The following is an 18,744-nucleotide window of genomic DNA, read 5'->3' as shown; positions in this document are numbered from 1 at the left end:
AGAAAGGTGGTTTATAACTTGCTTATATCAAACAAACGCAACACCAAAACATGGGCAGCCCTGCTACTCAGCGGCGTGCTCCTCTTCAGCATGAATACAACAGGTTACGCTGCGGTACAGAGTGAGCCGCTTCCCAAACCTGCTTGGACTTCATCTTCCCTGATGCAATCCCAAGTTAACACGGAAAAAGACGTCATAATCAAGGAGATCAACGCAGTACCTGCCAAAAATTTGGTATACGTGCATTCCTCCCAGCCTGTAACCAAGACAAGCAGCGCTACGACGCTGGACTGGCAGCTCGATACACTTCAGGCACTGGATGCGACAACAGGCAAAGTGAAATGGAATTATATTTTCCACGATAAGAGCGGGCCGTATACAACCTACTCCGATTCGCTATACACCAGTTACGGCACAGCCTATGTATATATGGAATATTCCGACGGAACCAAGAAGGTATACTCGTTTAATACATCTGGCAAGACAAACTGGGTTAGAACGGTAACCGTTCCATCTGACCTGTATCTTCTCGATGACGAGACTTTGTTAATCGCTTCAAGTCAGGGCGCTCAGTCCAATGGTTCGGTTCGAACCGCTCTCTCGCTCTATGACAAGAAAGGCAAACTCATTACCGAGAAAACAATTAACGGTGCTGTGCTTCAAGCAGGCAATGACCGCATTGTGGTCGATGCCAGCAAACGAACCAAAGTCGGCAGCTATTGGCAGCCAGCAGCGAATCCTAAAGTGGAGATTTACGATCGTTCGCTGACCCGCCTGTCCTTCTATCAGTTCCCGAGCAATGCCAACACGCAAGGAGACGGTGGCGGTGAATCCCTTGCTATACTGGACGATGGATCCATCATCATGCGCGCCAACTTTGAAAACACGGGCAACAAACTGATGGGCTTCGGCACAGACGGCAAACTCGCCTGGGGACGCACCATTGCTGGCAATGCCTTCATTCAGACAGCAGGCAGCGGTTATACCCTGTTTACAGGTTCCAAGCTGGAACTGTACACCATGAAAGGCAAAGTAACCGAGCGTACGTTCAAGGACCAGCAGCCTGTCCTGATGCAGGTTGAACGGACACAGGATGGACTGTACCAACTCGATTTCGCCAAAACAGGTTATATTGTGGACCCGGAAACGCTGAAAGACGTACATGTATACACCACAAGTGCATCGGTTCCTTCCATGGAAGGTCCTTCAACGTATATCAACCATGTCTTTTATGCTATTCAAAATGACACATTATCCAAATATGTGCTCAAAGCTTCAACAGAAAAATAAGGGAAGTGCCCTGGAAGACCGACTCACGGTTGACAGGGTGCTTTTTTATTTCCCTTTTCCTTTCTTGCTTGTCATCATCAATCCTTTTGTTATAATAAAATCGTAATCTCACTTTTTATTTAGAATTGGCAAAGGAGCATAATTTCCCCCATGATCATTCAATTTATTCGATACAGATAACTTGGGCATAGAAATAAACCTCTTTTTTTTAACATTTTAGAGGTTTATTTGCTATGCCCTTTTCTTCAGTTATCTAATTCTGAATGAATGGGGTGTTTATCCATGTCAATTCATCGCAGAGAAAACAGCGCTGCGCTTATGAACTCTTATATCCACATGTTGAGTTGTCCGATCTGCCATGGCTCAATAGCCAAGGTGGACCGGAACCATATCCAGTGCGCGTCTCGCCATGCGTTTGACTTTGCAAAGCAAGGTTATATCAATGTCATGACACGCAATTTTAAGGGGAACTATGGAAAACAGTTATTTACAGCCAAACGGAGAATTTTGTCGGAAACTGACGTCTATGCTCCGCTTGGAGAAAAGCTTCGTGCATGGGTTGATGACTATTCCACGGAAGCCAGTCATCCTGTGCACATTCTGGATGCCGGCGCAGGTGAAGGAACTTTTCTGAATCAAATTACGAAAGACACTTCAGTCGTGGGCTGGGGACTCGATATCGCCAAAGAAGGGATCGCCTTGGCTGCCTCTGCTTACCCGCAACAGATCTGGTTTGTTGGTGATCTCGCTTGCAATCCATTTGTAGCAGGACAGATGGACTTGATTCTGAATATCCTTTCACCTTCCAACTATGAGGAATTCCGCAGAATACGGAAGGCTGGAGGCTGGACGATCAAAGTCATCCCTCGGGAGCAATATTTAATCGAATTGAGAGAGCTGTTGTTTCCTGATCGTTTTGAACACAAGAACAGCTACGATCATACCTTCAATCGTTTTGCAAAATATAACCATGTTCTCGCCACCATCCCGCTCACATATACACAGCCTGTCCCAGAGCATCTATTGGATTCTCTCATTCACATGACCCCTCTTTCCTGGCATGCAACGGAATCGGATTTGGCACGAATGAAGGATTCCCTGTCGGAGATCACTATTGATGTAGAGATATTAGTGGGGACAAGCTTATAATCATTTTGGAATGTCGACGACCCGCACGATCCACTAGACAATAGAATGACCCAAAAGCCGTGCAGGTTCCTTATGGAATCTGCACGGCTTTTTTGTTCGTCATATGACTATTACCTTATTTCCAATTCTCTTCAATAAATTCATCCCGCCCGGACAGGGCACGGTCTTCCTTGTAATGCTTTTCATTTTTCTTATGATAATCCTGATGGTAATCCTCGGCCGGGTAGAACACTGCCGCATCGCGGATTTCAGTCACAATGGGTTGATTGAATCGTCCGCTTGCTGCCAGCTCCTGCTTGGACTGCTCAGCCAGTTCACGCTGACGTTCATTGTGCACAAAGATCGCTGTACGATATTGTGTACCACGGTCCTGGAACTGCCCACCGTCATCGGTTGGGTCAATCTGTGGCCAGTAAAGCTCCAGCAGCCGTTCATACGGGAACAGGTCCGGATCGAACGTAATTTCCACAACTTCGACGTGACCGGTCTCTCCCGTTTTGACCTGTTCATATGTTGGATGCTCAACGTGGCCACCTGTATACCCGGATACGATTCCGTGAATGCCTGGCTGCTCTTCAAAAGGTGTAACCATACACCAAAAGCACCCGCCGGCAAATGTCGCTTTTTCCATTGTCTCGCTTCCCTTCACACACCCTGCTATTATCATGAAACGTTGGTGTAACCTGATTCGTTACTGGTCTTTCCTTATATATCTTAAAACAAAAAGAGGTTGATGGAAAGCCATTCGAATGGCTTCTCATCAACCTCTTCATTCTCAGGTGGGAAACATCATGATTTCCCATACGTTCGCAGCGCAGTGAAATGGTTACCCGCGACTACGACCCATTGAGCGGAAGATCAAGCTTACGATTGCTACAAGTACGATGGCACCAATCAGTGCCGGTACGATGTAGAACCCGCCCATCTCTGGACCCATCTCTCCGAAGATCACGCCGCCTAACCATCCACCGATGAAACCGGCAATGATGTTACCGATCACACCACCCGGAATGTCACGACCCACGATCAGACCTGCCAACCATCCAATGATACCACCAACAATTAATGCCCATAACCAACTCATATCATTCACCTCTAATTAAAAGTTTTTGTTGTTGTCTGTCTACTATTAACCGCTACAGAAGCATTTAAACAACTGGATTAAAAATTGTTGTATATTACCTTTTGTTCATATGCTTCATCTCCGCACGACAAGCCCTTCCCAGCAAGGAAACAACGCATATTGCTTTCCGTTCAGCCTGAACTGCTTTAAACGGTGTGATGTACCTCCCGAAAGTCATTGTATGTTGAGGCAGACAACCGTAGTATACCCAATTGAGATTTATAATATTTGGCGGCACATGGAATTAATAAAAACCCGCTCGTCCTTTTCCAGGCTGGGTCAGCCAGTTGTGTTTATGGCTTTTATCCAGTTCTCCCCGCATGGACTGAATCACTTGCACGATATCCGTCTGGCCATTCTGATGCCATTCCAATGCAGCACTGACATACAGTTCACCAAGCTGTGCAAGTGAGAACGTATCCGTCAGCCGAGCTGCTTCATGCGTGCCTTCTTCGCCGGCAAAGACGTGAAATCCCCGCTGCTGCAAATATTGCAGGCGCAGTGCTTCATCCGGCAGCGGGATCTCATAGGCCCGATCGAACCTTCCGGCACGATTCATAAGGCCCGGATCTATTTTCTCCGGATAATTCGTTGTTCCGATTAGAAAAATGCCTTCTTTGGATGTCGCTCCATCCAGTGTATTCAGGAAAAAGGACCGCACTTCATCCGGCATTGAATCAATATCTTCGATGATCAGCACCATGGGCGCCAGGCGTTTGGCTGCCTCAAACACTTCCCGAACCGATTCACTGTTGGTATATTCGGTAATCTGCCAATATGCAGCCGGGCCCGGGATACTGCCCGCAATGGATTTGACCAGGGTGGTTTTCCCGTTGCCCGGATGACCATACAGCAAGATTCCCCGTTTATACGGAATGTCATACTCCCGGTAAAAGGAGCGATCCGCCTCGAAAAACTGATCAAGTGAGCGGAAGATATCCTGTTTGATCTGAGCCGACAGAACCACATCGTCTCTTCCTACCGAGCGGGTGATGGATTCGACATGACGTTCACTGCCATTGCGGGCATCCGTATATACCGTAACCTTTTTCATATTCTGCTGCCGTTCCCGTTCGCGTACACTGCCCAGAAACTGCTTCAGCTCCTCCTCGCCTACAGCAAAAACAAAGTCCTCGTTGTAGATGCCGTTATCCCTGAAAAATGGAATACGTACGAGAGCTACCCCCCATTTGGGATAGGCAAATACGTTGTTGCGAATGGAATAATGAACACCGTATGTAGGGACGTCACCATCATCCTCATAGTGCAGCGTACGCAGCTCGAGATCCTCGAAAATACGGGCAACCAGTTCCACTTCGGTACTGTCGCTCAATAGATCTTCCTTCAGCAGCTCCCAGTATTCGTTGTTCGGATCGTCACTGGCAAACAGCTCATAATGAACTCCGTAACGACTATTTAGTGCTTCAATAATGCCTCGAATCAGGCGAGCATAGGTGGCATAGCCCTGAATTCGAATCTGGTCATCCTGTTGATTGTCATAAATGTAAATGGCTTGGGTATGAATGGCTTTTTCCTTCTGTACTGTCATTACTTGGCTCCCTTCACGGCTGCAAGCGGTTTACATTTGGCTACAACATGAGCCAGGCCTGCCCCGGTAACACTATCAATAATTTCATCCACGTTCTTATACGCTTGTGGCGATTCATCAATGATCGATTCAAGTGAACGCTGGTTCACCACAATTTCATCTTCTGTACCCACACCCAGTGCCGATGCAAAATCCTCTACCGTAACCAGGCGTTTGGTCGCGGTACGTGACCGGATGCGTCCCGCTCCATGGCAAATCGAATAATAGTTATCCGCGCCCTGTGGCTGACCTACCATGATATATGAGGCCGTTCCCATGGAACCCGGAATCAGTGCCGGATGACCTGTGGCCAGGTAAGGTTTCGGATTATCCGGGTGGCCTGCTGGCAGCGCACGCGTGGCCCCTTTGCGATGGACAAATACAGATCCTTTTTTTGCATGAGATTCCTCCCAGGCGTAATTGTGCATCAGATCATACAGTGTACGGAATTCACATTTAGGACCAAACACTTCCCGGAATGCCTCCCGGATGGCGTAGGCAATCAGATGTCTGTTCACCACAGCATAATTCAATGCGGAATACATCATGTTCACATAATGACGCCCTTCGGGATGCTCCAGCGGAGCAAAAACCAGTCTCGGATCGGATGTGCCGAGTCCGTTTCGCTGCATCACTTTGGCAATGGCAGAGGAACTGGTCTGACTCACATGTCCGCCCCATGCGCGGGAACCGGAATGGATCATGACTACAATCTGACCATCGTACAAGCCCCAGGCTTCGGCGATCGATCGGTTCTCTTCTGCAATTTCAATGGCCTGGATCTCGGCAAAATGATTACCCCCACCCAAGGTGCCAAGCTGACGATGGGCACGATGCCATGTCATATCCGGAACAAGATTCAGCACTTCTTCATCATAAGCAAATTTGCTGCTTTCCACATGGGTGATGGAAGTTGATTTCTTCGGGGTATAGCTGTCCGGAATATATTTTTTGGGCAAACCATGCAAGCCTTTGCGAACAATATGCTCCAACCTGATGTCCGAGAAATGGCCGCGTTGGCTTGCTTCCATCGGCAGCACTTTCTCAATGGCTTTGACCAGTTTGCGGCGCAGTTTTACATCTTTCAGATCATCCCTGTGCAGGTTGGTCATGTGCACACGCATGCCACAACCGATATCACTGCCCACAATGGATGGGGACACATAACCTGTCTTTGCGTCCCATACCGCCGTCGTACCGATGCAGGTTCCCACGCCCACATGAACGTCAGGGGTATAACTCATATACGAAATGCCGGGAATTTGCAGATTGTTGTTGGCCATTTCAAACACTTTGTAATCCAGTGAGGAAAACAACTGTTGTGCAGCATATACCGTCAAATCTCCTGCAGGCAATTTCACTTCATGCCGGTAGCCGCCAGGAAATTCCTTTTGGCTCGTAAATAAATTGGATTCTGTATTCATAAATGTAATGATTCCTTCCTGTTCTTATCCTTTAGTTGTTTTTAAAAATAATAAATTTTGAGATCATGCATCTTCATATCCGGATCTGTACGTACAACAAAAAGAAGCCATGGGACCGATCGCCCATGACTTCTTCATGACAATAACAGAGAACAGGAGGGCATGAAAATACCACACCACTGTCCCCTATGGCTGTATAAGCCGAGGTTGGCATATCCATTCCTGCTTCGTTCACAAGTCATAGATATGCCCCTTCTCCTATGTCGCCCGTATGAGGCCGATGAGACGATGAGCTGAATATGCAGTTGTAATTATGCGACTTGGTGTCTGTATCCCTTTCAAATCATAACCAACCATCATGTCTTTCGGCCTCCCTTCATAAATGTTAAGTCTTATATTAATGGGACTCGTTTCGAAATGTCAACCCTTTTCTTGGAAATTAACTCTTCTGCATTGTTATGCATATAATAAGCATTTTCGCATAAATCAATAAGCGACTCCTAAATCTTCAATATATAGATTCGAAATGGTTCTATTCGTCTATATATTGTACCCCGGAGCGAGTAGAATCGAATTATGCAAAATGCTGAATAAAAAAGCAGGGTTCTGTATGTCTACAGCCCCTGCTTTTCACGGAAACATATGTTTTTATATCAGCATATAATTTAGTGTCCTGCTTGCTTTTCCAACTCTTCAACCGGATTTTCGTCCTCTTTGGCAGGAACTTTGGAAGACAGGAACCAACCGCATACCGCAATGGTAATCAATACGATATAGAATCCGAATTTCCAAATTTTATTTTCCGGGAAATGTTCATCCAGTACACCCAGCGAAGGATGCGCCAACGTAATAACTGCCAGCTTAACCCCTACCCACCCTACGATGACGAAGGCAGCCACTTCAAGTCCCGGACGGGAATGAAGCAGTTTGACGAAGAACGAAGCTGCAAAACGCATAATGACGAGACCAATAAATCCTCCCAGGAAGATGACGATAAACTGTCCACCATCCAAGCCGCCAATTGGAGGCAATCCACTTGGTGGCAGCGCTACAGCCAGCGCTACAGCTGCCAGAATCGAATCGACTGCAAATGCGATATCCGCTACTTCGACTTTGAAAACCGTCATCCAGAAACCGGATTGTTTTTTGGTTTTCTTCGGTGCATCATCTGCTGCTTCGTCTGTCTTGTTCCGACTGCCCATGATTTTCTTGGTGATGTGGTTAATCGAGATGTAGAGAAGATACAGCGCTCCGATTGCCTGAACCTGCCACACATCGACCAGGAACGAGATCAGGAACAAGGAACCCAACCGGAAAATAAAGGCTCCGAGCAAACCGTAGAACAACGCCTTTTTGCGTTTCTCATCCGGTAAATGCTTAACCATAATCGCAAGCACCAAAGCATTATCTGCTGCCAGTAATCCTTCCAGGACCACCAGGACGATTAGCACCCAGCCATACTCCAATAATAATGACAAATCCAAATTTGACTCCTCCTTAGTATCCTTATGATGTACAAAAAAAGGACCTTTACCATTGCTGGCAAAGATCCTTTTTATCCATAAAAAGAGACCTTTACCCAGCATAATAACTTGGTAAAGGTCTCGCTAACAACAAATTGCTGCCAATAAAGCCGGGGATGTAATCCCGAATTGACGACTTTACTGTGAAAGCTACTCCCCTTTAACATCAGGAATATTCAATTTTAAGTTCGTACATTCATACGGTTCAAATAACCTGTTCTCATCATATTCACAACGCTTCTCAAAGTCAAGCTTTATTTGGTGACGCTTTGACTCTGATCCATTTTTCGAAATACGAAAAAGTCGTATATGAAGTTGCCCAGGGGGATAAACGAAATAAAAAATAAAGCGATCGGTCGACGCAAACGCCACTTTTGCGTGGTGTACATACTGACCATAAACAACATATACATCAGGAAAAGAAATCCGTATATATTGCCAAACCATGTGACTGATTGCGGCAAGATCCCTGCATTTTTCAAGGGAAAAGCAACAAACAGCAGTAACACATATGAAAGTCCCTGCAGCCACAACAGCAACCGGAAGCGGCCCAGCGTTGAATGTAACATCATCTTCCTCCTGTTTCTATACACGTAACGAATTGATATGCAACCTGTACAGTATATCACAAATACATACCTCATCGGTACTTGCACCTATCCACTTTCCATACCAATTCCCGTCAAAGGCATCTGCTATTCACCCCTATATTCTAGAGGCGCCAAATGCCCTTTGAGAGCATAAGATATGACGAAGATTCGTTACGAGTATGGGACAAGGAGGAGCCGCTTAATGAGAATAGCGATGGTTGCACCCGAAAAATTACCTGTGCCTGGTAACGGTTCAGTCGAAATAAGCATCTTGGGTATCGCTCGCGAACTTGCACTTCGTCATGAAGTCACGATTGTTAGCCGGGAAATGCCTGGTCTTGCGGCAAAAGAGCAGCTTGAAGGAATTACAATCCGCCGCGTTCCATCCAGCAGTCCCGATCAATACATCCAAGCCGTCATCCGTCTCCTAAAGGACAGTTCATTCGATATCATTCAGGTGGATAACAGGCCCCGCTGCCTGGCTCGAATCAAGCGTAGCCTGCCTGACATTCCCGCTATTCTGTTTCTTCACTCCCTGACCTTTGCTCAGCCTGGACCAGCAAGATTAGCGTTGTTACGACAAGCCGATTGCATCGCCGTCAACAGTTTGTCGCTCCAGAAGAGATTGGGACGCCGATTTCCTTCCGTGAAACATCGAATGCATGTGATCCCTCTGGGTGCTGATCTGACCCGTTTTGCTCCTGCGATTAACGAGGGAAAGCATCCCCAACTGCCAGAGCCGTCACAGCCCTTCTCCGTGCTGTATGCAGGCAGGCTGATTCCGGGCAAAGGAGTGGACATTCTGATTCGCGCAGTAGCACTTGTGCAGCAGAAGATGGATGTACAATTAATCATTGCTGGGAAGGGACCGAAGGTATATGTCCGCAAGCTGCGTCTGCTTGCCAGAAAATTGCGGGTACGTTCATCTTTTCTTGGACAGATTGCCCATGAACAGATACACCACTTGTACCGGGCAGCTGATTGTCTGGTTTGCCCCTCTCAAATGCATGAAGCGTTCGGATTGGTAAATGTTGAGGCCATGGCTTCCGGATTGCCTGTTATTGCTTCAGACAATGGAGGCATTCGCGAAATTATCGAATCAGGAATCAGCGGCTGCCTTGTCTCTCCTTATGACAAGCCTCTGCCCTTCGCTATCTGCATTCATAAGCTTGCCAGAGACCCTGCGCTTGCCCAGTCTCTGGGAAAAGCAGGCCGGGCAAGTGCAGTGAACCAGTTTGGCTGGTCACGAACCGCCATGCATCTGGAGGCAGCATATACAAGACTGATCCGCCAATGAGCTGTATGGTACATGTGAATAATCAAGAGATCAAGAGCATAACTAACTGCCCCAATCTGTGCTATTGAGGAACTGGTTATGCTTTTTCCCGTGACTGCCAGCTTGTAATCCATGACTCCATTTGAGGAACGGGCACATGTACCATTTCAATCAGTTCCACGATAATCATATCCTTCATGGCAAACCGAACCCTCGCACAGGTCTGCTGATGAAATACATCATAGAAACCATTACCTGCCCAGCACCCATGCGGGACAACTACTGGATCGTTTACGATATATCCCACAGTTCCTATTGGAGGAATAACAACCTTGATCGCATGATGATCTGTACGATTATTTGGATCCTTGACCAAAAATACCGTATCTCCTACATTCAATGCCTGAACACCATGATAGTGCTCCATTCGATCCATCGCTGCAAATAATTTACTGCTCATAACAACTTCTCCTTTTCCTTTTGTCGATATAATAAAACGAATTATTCATCACCCTCATAGCGCTGCAACCATTGAATCAGTTGTTTGCGGATCTCTGTACGAAATTCACGGGGCTCAAGCACCTCCGCTTGAGGGCCAAATTGATATAACCACATGAGGAACTCGCGACTGCTGTTTAAAGTGACTTCGAATAATAAACTACCATCCGGCAAATCCGTCATTCGCGGGCGAACAAACATCTCTTCTTCTTTTATGTAGGGTGCCATTTTTTCCGTAAATTTTACCTTGAAATGAATAAGTTCGTCCCCTCGGTCAACAGACCACGTATTTTTCATATACTGCGCTATGTTGAAATCCGCTTTATCAAAGTGGGCATCTGTCCGAGTCACGTCGAGAAAACGACTAATGCGAAACAACCGAACCTTCCGCAGCAAATGGCAGTATCCAACGAGATAAAAGCGCTGATCACGTGGAATAAGATAATAGGGATCAATTTCACGGACCGTTATTTCATTGTCGGTAAGTGTGTGGTACCGGGTACGTAGGGTTTCCTGATTAAGAATTGCTTCAATAATCGGGATGAGCAGATTAGGGTCTTTGCCTTCTTCCCGGTATGCAGGTGTGCCCATGCGAATGATACCCGCAATATTTTCGACGATATCGCTGTTTCTCGATTTTAGTTTGGTATGGACCGACATCACCTTGTCAAAAGCTGAATCGAATTCAGCCGGCAGCTGGGAAGTATCCACGACAGAAGGAAGCATGGAAAAGACCATGGCTTCCTGTTCCGTGAAATCGAGCGGATACAAGGCGAAATTACCAATAAATCGATAACCCTTGCCGTAGCCTTCGTTCATAATAGGGGCAACCCTGTCCAAAATCCGGAGATCACGATAGATCGTGCGCACTGTGGTATCACATTTCACAGCCAATTCCTTGGCGGTGATTCCGGGATTCGCTTGTATAGCTTGAAGTATACGCAGCAGACGAACTAATTTCTCTGTCATGTAGTTTCTCCCCTTCGATATTTTATCGGCAAGGAAAACTAGTTCCTTTAGTGCAGATATAAATCTTTAGTCCCATTCATTATTTCGCATTTTCACCAATTATGTATAGTCCAATTGCACTTTTTCTCCTTTTTTCTTATACTCTCCTTGATTTCCTTGCATAAAATATTAGATACAAGCCCTTATACCTAAGCCTGAAAACCTATAAAATCTTCTAAAAAATTATAAAAAAAAGCCCGATCTCTCCAGAAGAGATCAGGCTTTAGGGAATATCAATTGTGCAACTGCACTAATTGTGTCAGTACATTGACCAAATGTTCACACAACTCCGGGATATCTCCCATCTGGTCTTCATTCACACTACGATCAAAGTAGACATTAGTTGAAACGTTGTACAAAGTGGAGCTCTCCCCATACACGTAATGAATGTTCTGCACCAAACGCTGTGCAGGCCAGCTCAACTGAACGATGGAGCGAATTGCCGGACATAGCACCTCTGGCTCCAGCGTCATCACGCTAAAACGAAGTTCAAGGTGACATCCCGGCTGTCCGCCCGGAGTCTCCAAAATCTCGGCTGCAATCGCCTCAAGTGAACTTCGCAGCACTACCTCTCCCTTAACTTCAGTATGCTGCCTGAGGCAGAACTCCAGTATAAATTCTCTGGACATACTCGCCATCTCCAAGTTATCTTTCCGATTCGAAATGTGAATAATCTCATCCAGATTATCAAGATCATACAGATGATTCTCGAAGCCCACTTTGAGATTGTCATACACCGTTGGATCAAACATAAATTTACCTACTTTCACATTAACTTAAACTGACATCGGTGCAATTAGGAATCTGCGTTCCGGCTCCTTGCCTCCACTTGTCATGTATTATCAGCATTATGCATAATTCGATTCTACGATCTCCCGGGTACAATAAATAGACGAACAGAACCATTTCGCTCTATATATTAGAGATTGGAGTCGCTTATCGGATTTATGCAGAGTGCTCATTATAACAATCTCTGCGATCGCAAAAAAGCCCGGTCATGATGACCGGGCTCTCCTGGATCGGAAGCGAACTCCCCTGTCCCTTTTATTCCTCAGCAGCCTTCTCTTCTTGCACAGCTGCCGGTTCTGCCTCATCAGCAGAAGCCGTTGGTTCTTCCTCAGCCGCTTGTGGTGGCATAACGGAAGCGACGATCGACTCCGGTGATGTGACCAGTGTCAAACCTTTGTCCAGTTTGATATCGGCAGCAGTCAGACGATCACCAATTTCCAATCCGCTCACATCCACCTCAATGGAAGTGGGCAGATCTGCCGGCAAACCTTCGACCTCCAGCTGGGTCTCCTGCGTCTGGAATACACCGCCTGCTTTGGAACCGGCCGCAGTGCCCTGGAAGTCGATCGATACACTTACACTGATCGGCTTGTTTTTTGAGATTTGCAAAAAGTCCACATGCAGCAGACGTCCATTCCGTTCCTGCTGATCTTTGATCAGCACCGGAACCGTTTTGCCACCCTCCACATTGAGGTTGAACATCTCGGAGCGGCCTGTGCGTGCTACTTTCAGCATTTCTTTCTCATCTACATGTATGGAAGCACCTTCTAGTCCCGGGCCGTAAACGACCGCCGGAACACGTCCGCCCTGTCTTAACTGGCGCAGTGCCGCACCTTTCTTTTCAGTTCGTGGGGTTGCAGTAAGTTGAGCCATTTTTCCGTTGGATTTCATGATTGAACATCCTCCTTCAAGGGATCCCTACTTCATATTGGTTTGGGAAGCATTAGACTTCTCTCATAGACCAAATGGGTCTTTTTTTCTGTGGCCAAATCTGGGGCCATATCTATATTTACCCCAATGAATGTGCATCTCAAACACTGACTTGTACATTTTTTTATGTTATTACATCAAAATTCAAACCCAGCAGACCAAAAAAGACAGCCGGAATCTCTTCCGGCTGCCTGCTGCTCATGGCTTTTTCAACTTTACATGGGTACATAAAAATAGCAGCCTAAGCGCTGTTAAGATTATCCTCCTCGTCACTTTCCCGTATAATCTGCATCTGATCTGTACCGCTATGCACGATAATCTGCACATCCCCATCTTCCGGCACAATATCCACGTACCGGTCTCCACACGTATCCTTGGCCTCCCACTCATTCAGCCGAATGATCAAGCCGAGATGATGCAAACCTGGAGCTACACGGAATCGAGCTTCTGCAGCATTGCCTACCCGCTCAAGTGGTACCGCTCCATCGGCCATTCCTGTGCCCCACACCCAAACGTCCCAACCCTCGTACTGTTGATCCTCCCGTTCATAACGCAGCGTAACGATCCGAGAGATGTGTTTGTGCACTTTGATCGTCATGGTTGACTGAATACTGCCAGCCATGGCCGTAATTTGTGTCGTCCCTGGTGACAAGGCACGGACGATTCCGGCTGCACTGACTGTTGCAACATCCGAATTGGAGGCCTTCCAGCGTATCGTGGTCCCTTGGATTGGCTGACCAAATTGATCCAGCACCAATGCACGGAAGCGGCTGATTCGTGTCGTATACAGAACCGTTTCACCTACAATCTCAATTCGTTCGGCATGTCGATGCTCCACCTGCAGTATGCATGTTGCATGGATATGACCGCAATGAACCGTTATTGCTGCATCCCCCGTCTCCTTCGCATGAATCGTTCCATCCGGATCAATCTGGATCAACTGCGGTTCCGAGGAACTCCAGATGACCTCTCTATTCTCTACAACATTACCAAGATGATCACGTACAATGGCCCGCAGCTCGGCGGTTTCACCCGGACTATATACCTGACGCGGAGAATTAATCTCGACAGTAGTCGGTTCCGTACCGCCTGCATGTTCGATATCATAGAGAACCATTAACGACCAGCGTTCTACAGGTACCATGCCGTTAACCGTCCCAATAGAATCCGTACCTGCCTGGCGGTCATTAACTACAACATGCCAGTCGCCTTCCGGAAGCTGAATCTGCTGCTGGTATGCTGTCGCGTTATATACGACCATAATCCGATTCCAGGTATCCCCATTTGCTCCATCCTGAAGCATGAATATAATGACATTTCTGTCTGCACGAATAATACGAAGATGATTGCGGATCTGGTCTGCACTGATCATGCGAAAGGCAGGATGTGTGCGGCGCAGATGAATCAAACCGCGATAGTAGTCAAAGACAGGTCTGAAACGGGACTTGTTAACCCAAGTGATGGCATTGACGGCATCCCCGCTGCGATAGCTGTTCTGATCCCCCGCTTTGGATCGCAGCATCTCATCCCCTGCATGCAGAAACGGGATGCCCTGGGAAGTAAGCAATATCCCGGACGACAGCAAAGAACGGCGAACCATCTCATGATGAAGCACGTCATCAGCATCCACATAACGATAGGGATCCGCTGCTTTTACCGCCGATTCCGCACTTCCACCTTCCATAGGCAGCCCGTCTCTCCACGTTGGAAACCCCAGTTCATGTCTGAGATTCATCGTTGTTGCGATTTTGTCCCACAGATTCAGGTTGTCATGGGCGGTGACGTAATTGACGGTCTCTACGGGGGAGGATGTAAAGTCATCAATTGCTCCGGCTAATCCCGTAACCATCTCATACTCCTTGCCATCCGCTCCGGTAACAAATCCTTTCCCGCTGCCATCACTGTCTCCTTTAATGGCACTGCGGAAATGATCGTTAAATACGGCAAAACCCTGACCACGTTGGGTTCCTTTCAAGGTTTTCCGATCCAGTGGCGATTCTCCCCCAGTCCACGGTTCTCCATAGATCAGAATTGCCGGATCAATCTGCTCCCTCAGCTCACGGGTCAATTCATTCATCGTATCCGTGTCAATCAGACCCATGAGATCGAAGCGAAAACCGTCCACATGATATTCCTCAGCCCAATACAGAAGGGAGTCTATAATATATTTCCGAACCATTGGACGTTCCGTAGCCAATTCATTGCCTACACCCGATCCATTACTCAGTGTGCCGTCTGCACGATAGCGATAAAAGTACCCGGGGACGATCCGGTCAAAAGGGCCTTCATCCACACCATACGTATGATTGTAGACCACATCAAGCACAACACGTATGCCTTGGCGATGCAGGGACTGCACCAAGGCCTTGAACTCACGAATTCGCGCTGCCGGATCCCGCGGGTCCGTCGCATAGGAGCCTTCCGGAACATTATAGTGCTGCGGATCATACCCCCAGTTATAGGGTGCTCTGAACGTCGAGCCGTCTTCAGCGGCTTCCAGCTCATTTACCGTTTGATAGTCCGCCACAGGCAGAAGATGCACATGAGTAATGCCAAGTTCGGCCAGATGATCTACACCGATACGGTGGCCTTCCCTGTCGGTCAGCCCCGAAGCCGTAAACGCCAGGAATTTGCCTTTGTACGGAATGTCGGCATGAGGGTCAGAAGAGAAGTCCCGGACATGCAATTCATAAATAACGGCATCTGCCAGACGCTGAAAAACGGGCTTTACATCCAGCTCCCAATCCGGTGGATGTGTTGTATCGAGATCAATAATGGCTGTCCGCTGCCCATTCGCCGACACAGCGCGGGCATATGGATCAACGGCTGTTTCTACACGCTGATCGTCGTGCGTAATACGGTACATGTAATAGTGTCCTGCCCAATCACCTGCCAGCCTCACACTCCATATCCCGTCTTCATCACGGGTCATGTCGCTTACCTGCCCATCATCATGTTCGGTTACCCACCCAGAGGCATTGTAGCTGCCCTCATGTTCAAAAACCAATATAGAAACCTGCCGGGCCGTAGGGGCCCACAGCTTGAATGTACTAGCCGCACGAGTATATGTTAAGCCAAGATCGTTGCCTTCATAACGAAAAGATGTCCATTCCGGCATCGTTCCCACCGCCTTTATATCCATTGATTTCGTGTTGTCCCGATGTTACGGAGCGGGACGTCATTTGTCAACCTGGGGTTGTCTGTACTCAACATATCGGTTGAACAGAGGCTTTCATGAAGTCGCTCGCTGGATAATTGTCAAACACCTGCAGCAATCGCTTACAAAATACAGCATATGTAAACAAGCGGCGGAGATTGACAGCATTTGTACCTGTCCTGATGAAAAAAAGACAAAAAAGCACCCTCTCCCTCCGTAATCGAGAGAAAAAGTGCTTAACCCCAATACAGAACTCAACCCTTGGAATATATGACCATCAGGGATACAGCCGGTACACTGACCTCCCCGTCCTTGATGGTACGCAGCGTATCGAGTCCTGCGTGTCCCTGCTCTGCAACCACGTTCCACACCCCGGATGGGATCGGGATGGTACGGCTTTCATTTGCCGCGTTATAAATCACGATAATACGACTCCATGAATCTCCGACAGCCCTGCCTGACAGCTCATAGGCAAGCAGACTTTTGTCTTGCTCAAGTAAATGTACATGCTTATTAATCTCGTCCCGGGTGCGGAATCTGAAAGCCGGATGATCACGACGAAGGCGGATCAGTCCACAATAATAATCGAACACAGGCTTGAACTGCTGCTTTTGCTCCCAACGAATCGCATTGACCGCATCTCCACTCTCATGACTGTTGGCATCGCCGTATTTACTCCGCAAAAACTCGTCCCCGGCCGCAAGAAGGGGAATTCCCTGAGAAGTCAGTACAATGCCATTCGCAAGTAAACAGCGCCGAACCATTTCGTTCTCCAACATGCGATTCGGATCAATCTGCCCATATGGATTCGCATCCTGTACAGCCCGCTCTACACTGTCATATCCCCTAACATGTCCCTCATCATCATAGGAGATAAACCCCAGCTGCTCTTCTAGCCCTTGCGTATGAGCAACCTTGTCCCACAGGTTAAGATTATCGTGAACCGTTACATAATTCACTGTCTCGGACGGACCTGCCGTAAAATCGGTAATGGCTCCCCTCACCCCCGTCCAGATATCCTCTTCCTTGCCCTCCGCTCCTGTAGCAAATCCTTTCTCAGCTCCATCACTGTCCCCTTTGATCGCTCCGCGAAAATTATCGTTGAATACAGCAAGTCCTGCCCTATTCTGATCTCCCTTAAGAGTCATTCGCTCCCCTAGAGGTGATTCCATTGCCGCCCACGGCTCACCGTACAGGAGGATGGAAGGAGACACATGTTCATGCAGCTCTGCAGCAAGTTCTCTCATAGTGGTTGTGTCAATCAATCCCATCAGGTCAAACCGAAACCCATCGATATGGTATTCCTCTGCCCAATAACGTACCGAGTCTTTAATAAATTTGCGAACCATGGGACGTTCTGTAGCCACTTCATTGCCGGTTCCCGAGCCGTTGCTGTACGTACCATCCGCATTCTGGCGGTAGTAATATCCCGGTACCAGCTTCTCAAACGAACTGTCTGCCGTATTAAACGTATGGTTGTACACCACATCCATAATGACCCCGATGCCTTTCTGATGAAGTGCCATCACCATGGCCTTGAACTCGCGAATGCGTGTCCCGGGCTCATCTGCCCGTGTAGCATAAGAGCCCTCGGGAACGTTGTAATGGAGCGGATCATAACCCCAATTGTAACTGGCATCCTTCGAACCACCGAATTCACTGTCGCCTGCCTTCGATTCGTCCACGGTGGCAAAATCAAACACGGGCAGCAGGTGCACATGGGTAATGCCCAGTTCGGCCAAATGATCAATGCCCAGCGTATTGCCTTCGGAATCGCGCAGCCCTGTTTCTGTAAAAGCCAAATACTTGCCTTTGTTCATCATGCCGGATGAAGGGTGAATTGAAAAATCGCGCACATGCAGCTCATACAATACGGCATCCACCGGACTCTTCAGTTCTGGACGAATATCCTCACTCCACCCTTCCGGGTTGGTCTGTTCCAGCCTGATGATCACGCCCATTTCACCATTCATGGTAACCGCCCTTGCATACGGATCTACTGCGATCTCCTGTCGTCCCCCCTCAAAGGCAGCCCGGTACATATAGCGATAGCCATCCCACTCTCCATCCAGCTTCAAAAACCAGATGCCCTGCTCTTCTCTTTGCATCGGTATTTCTTTGAACACAGTACGCTGCCCTTCTTCCCCCCCAGGAACTTCGGTAGTTGATGGATCATAGAGAAGCACGTCCATCTGAATGGCATCAGGGCTCCATACTTTGAAGTGGCAGGATCCGGATTCAATCGTAACGCCAAGATCGCTTCCTTGGTATGTATCTTCTGCATATAAGATCTCTTGCTTGTCATGTTCTTCAATCATGATGTTCATGCCCCTCTCGGTGAGTTTAATTAGTTATGAAAAGAATACTCCTTTCTTTTTATACCCTTTCTGCTGCCCAAC

15 protein-coding genes are annotated in these 18,744 nt (G+C 47.6%); 3 read left to right on the top strand and 12 right to left on the bottom strand.

The features are described 5' to 3' along the window. The first annotated feature begins 18 nt into the window (after nucleotides 1–18). Both AAIH57_RS15750 and AAIH57_RS15745 read left to right on the top strand, forming a co-directional pair. The gene (locus tag AAIH57_RS15750) at nucleotides 19–1,290 is read left to right on the top strand and encodes a hypothetical protein (RefSeq protein WP_430022275.1); all 1,272 of its coding nucleotides are present in this window, start codon (nucleotides 19–21) and stop codon (nucleotides 1,288–1,290) included. A 282-nt stretch (nucleotides 1,291–1,572) separates the two neighbouring features. Beyond that, complete coding sequence (locus AAIH57_RS15745; RefSeq protein WP_175397238.1) at nucleotides 1,573–2,439, top strand: putative RNA methyltransferase; 867 nt, start codon at nucleotides 1,573–1,575, stop codon at nucleotides 2,437–2,439. 115 nt (nucleotides 2,440–2,554) lie between these two features. Here AAIH57_RS15745 and msrA read toward each other — a convergent pair whose 3' ends face one another. The 6 genes from msrA to AAIH57_RS15715 all read right to left on the bottom strand — a co-directional run bounded on the left by msrA (nucleotide 2,555) and on the right by AAIH57_RS15715 (nucleotide 8,669). Continuing rightward, the gene (gene msrA / locus AAIH57_RS15740; protein WP_175397237.1) at nucleotides 2,555–3,070 is read right to left on the bottom strand and encodes a peptide-methionine (S)-S-oxide reductase MsrA; all 516 of its coding nucleotides are present in this window, start codon (nucleotides 3,068–3,070) and stop codon (nucleotides 2,555–2,557) included. A gap of 195 nt (nucleotides 3,071–3,265) precedes the next feature. Further along, the gene (locus tag AAIH57_RS15735; RefSeq protein ID WP_175397236.1) at nucleotides 3,266–3,523 is read right to left on the bottom strand and encodes a GlsB/YeaQ/YmgE family stress response membrane protein; all 258 of its coding nucleotides are present in this window, start codon (nucleotides 3,521–3,523) and stop codon (nucleotides 3,266–3,268) included. Nucleotides 3,524–3,806: 283 nt separating this feature from the next. After that, nucleotides 3,807–5,111: an AAA family ATPase gene (locus tag AAIH57_RS15730; RefSeq protein WP_175397235.1), complete on the bottom strand. Its 1,305-nt coding sequence runs from the start codon at nucleotides 5,109–5,111 to the stop codon at nucleotides 3,807–3,809. Next, nucleotides 5,111–6,574: an RtcB family protein gene (locus tag AAIH57_RS15725; RefSeq protein ID WP_217506510.1), complete on the bottom strand. Its 1,464-nt coding sequence runs from the start codon at nucleotides 6,572–6,574 to the stop codon at nucleotides 5,111–5,113. The genes AAIH57_RS15730 and AAIH57_RS15725 overlap by 1 nt, the downstream gene beginning before the upstream one ends. 665 nt (nucleotides 6,575–7,239) lie before the next feature. After that, the gene (locus AAIH57_RS15720) at nucleotides 7,240–8,058 is read right to left on the bottom strand and encodes a TerC family protein (protein WP_175397234.1); all 819 of its coding nucleotides are present in this window, start codon (nucleotides 8,056–8,058) and stop codon (nucleotides 7,240–7,242) included. 293 nt (nucleotides 8,059–8,351) lie between these two features. Further along, nucleotides 8,352–8,669, bottom strand: a complete 318-nt coding sequence (locus AAIH57_RS15715) for a DUF3817 domain-containing protein (RefSeq protein WP_175397233.1) — start codon at nucleotides 8,667–8,669, stop codon at nucleotides 8,352–8,354. Nucleotides 8,670–8,889: 220 nt separating this feature from the next. Here AAIH57_RS15715 and AAIH57_RS15710 point away from each other — a divergent pair, with 220 nt between their 5' ends. Next, nucleotides 8,890–9,984: a glycosyltransferase family 4 protein gene (locus AAIH57_RS15710; protein ID WP_430022271.1), complete on the top strand. Its 1,095-nt coding sequence runs from the start codon at nucleotides 8,890–8,892 to the stop codon at nucleotides 9,982–9,984. 76 nt (nucleotides 9,985–10,060) lie between these two features. On the opposite strand, the gene AAIH57_RS15705 is transcribed toward AAIH57_RS15710, so the two are convergent. The 6 genes from AAIH57_RS15705 to pulA (AAIH57_RS15680) all read right to left on the bottom strand — a co-directional run bounded on the left by AAIH57_RS15705 (nucleotide 10,061) and on the right by pulA (AAIH57_RS15680) (nucleotide 18,663). Further along, nucleotides 10,061–10,423: an HIRAN domain-containing protein gene (locus AAIH57_RS15705; RefSeq protein ID WP_175397231.1), complete on the bottom strand. Its 363-nt coding sequence runs from the start codon at nucleotides 10,421–10,423 to the stop codon at nucleotides 10,061–10,063. Nucleotides 10,424–10,464: 41 nt separating this feature from the next. Continuing rightward, the gene (locus AAIH57_RS15700) at nucleotides 10,465–11,430 is read right to left on the bottom strand and encodes a helix-turn-helix transcriptional regulator (RefSeq protein ID WP_175397230.1); all 966 of its coding nucleotides are present in this window, start codon (nucleotides 11,428–11,430) and stop codon (nucleotides 10,465–10,467) included. Nucleotides 11,431–11,702: 272 nt separating this feature from the next. Then, nucleotides 11,703–12,221: a hypothetical protein gene (locus AAIH57_RS15695; RefSeq protein ID WP_175397229.1), complete on the bottom strand. Its 519-nt coding sequence runs from the start codon at nucleotides 12,219–12,221 to the stop codon at nucleotides 11,703–11,705. A 292-nt stretch (nucleotides 12,222–12,513) separates the two neighbouring features. Beyond that, complete coding sequence (locus AAIH57_RS15690; RefSeq protein ID WP_175397228.1) at nucleotides 12,514–13,149, bottom strand: 50S ribosomal protein L25; 636 nt, start codon at nucleotides 13,147–13,149, stop codon at nucleotides 12,514–12,516. Between the two features lie 280 nt (nucleotides 13,150–13,429). Then, nucleotides 13,430–16,306, bottom strand: a complete 2,877-nt coding sequence (pulA, locus tag AAIH57_RS15685) for a type I pullulanase (protein ID WP_430022268.1) — start codon at nucleotides 16,304–16,306, stop codon at nucleotides 13,430–13,432. Nucleotides 16,307–16,599: 293 nt separating this feature from the next. Continuing rightward, the gene (pulA, locus tag AAIH57_RS15680; RefSeq protein WP_430022266.1) at nucleotides 16,600–18,663 is read right to left on the bottom strand and encodes a type I pullulanase; all 2,064 of its coding nucleotides are present in this window, start codon (nucleotides 18,661–18,663) and stop codon (nucleotides 16,600–16,602) included. Between the last annotated feature and the right edge of the window lie 81 nt (nucleotides 18,664–18,744).

The organism is Paenibacillus sp. MABNR03 (assembly GCF_050455445.1).
Taxonomy (GTDB): Bacteria; Bacillota; Bacilli; order Paenibacillales; family Paenibacillaceae; genus Paenibacillus; species Paenibacillus xylanilyticus.
This window is presented reverse-complemented; position numbering and strand designations above follow the sequence as displayed.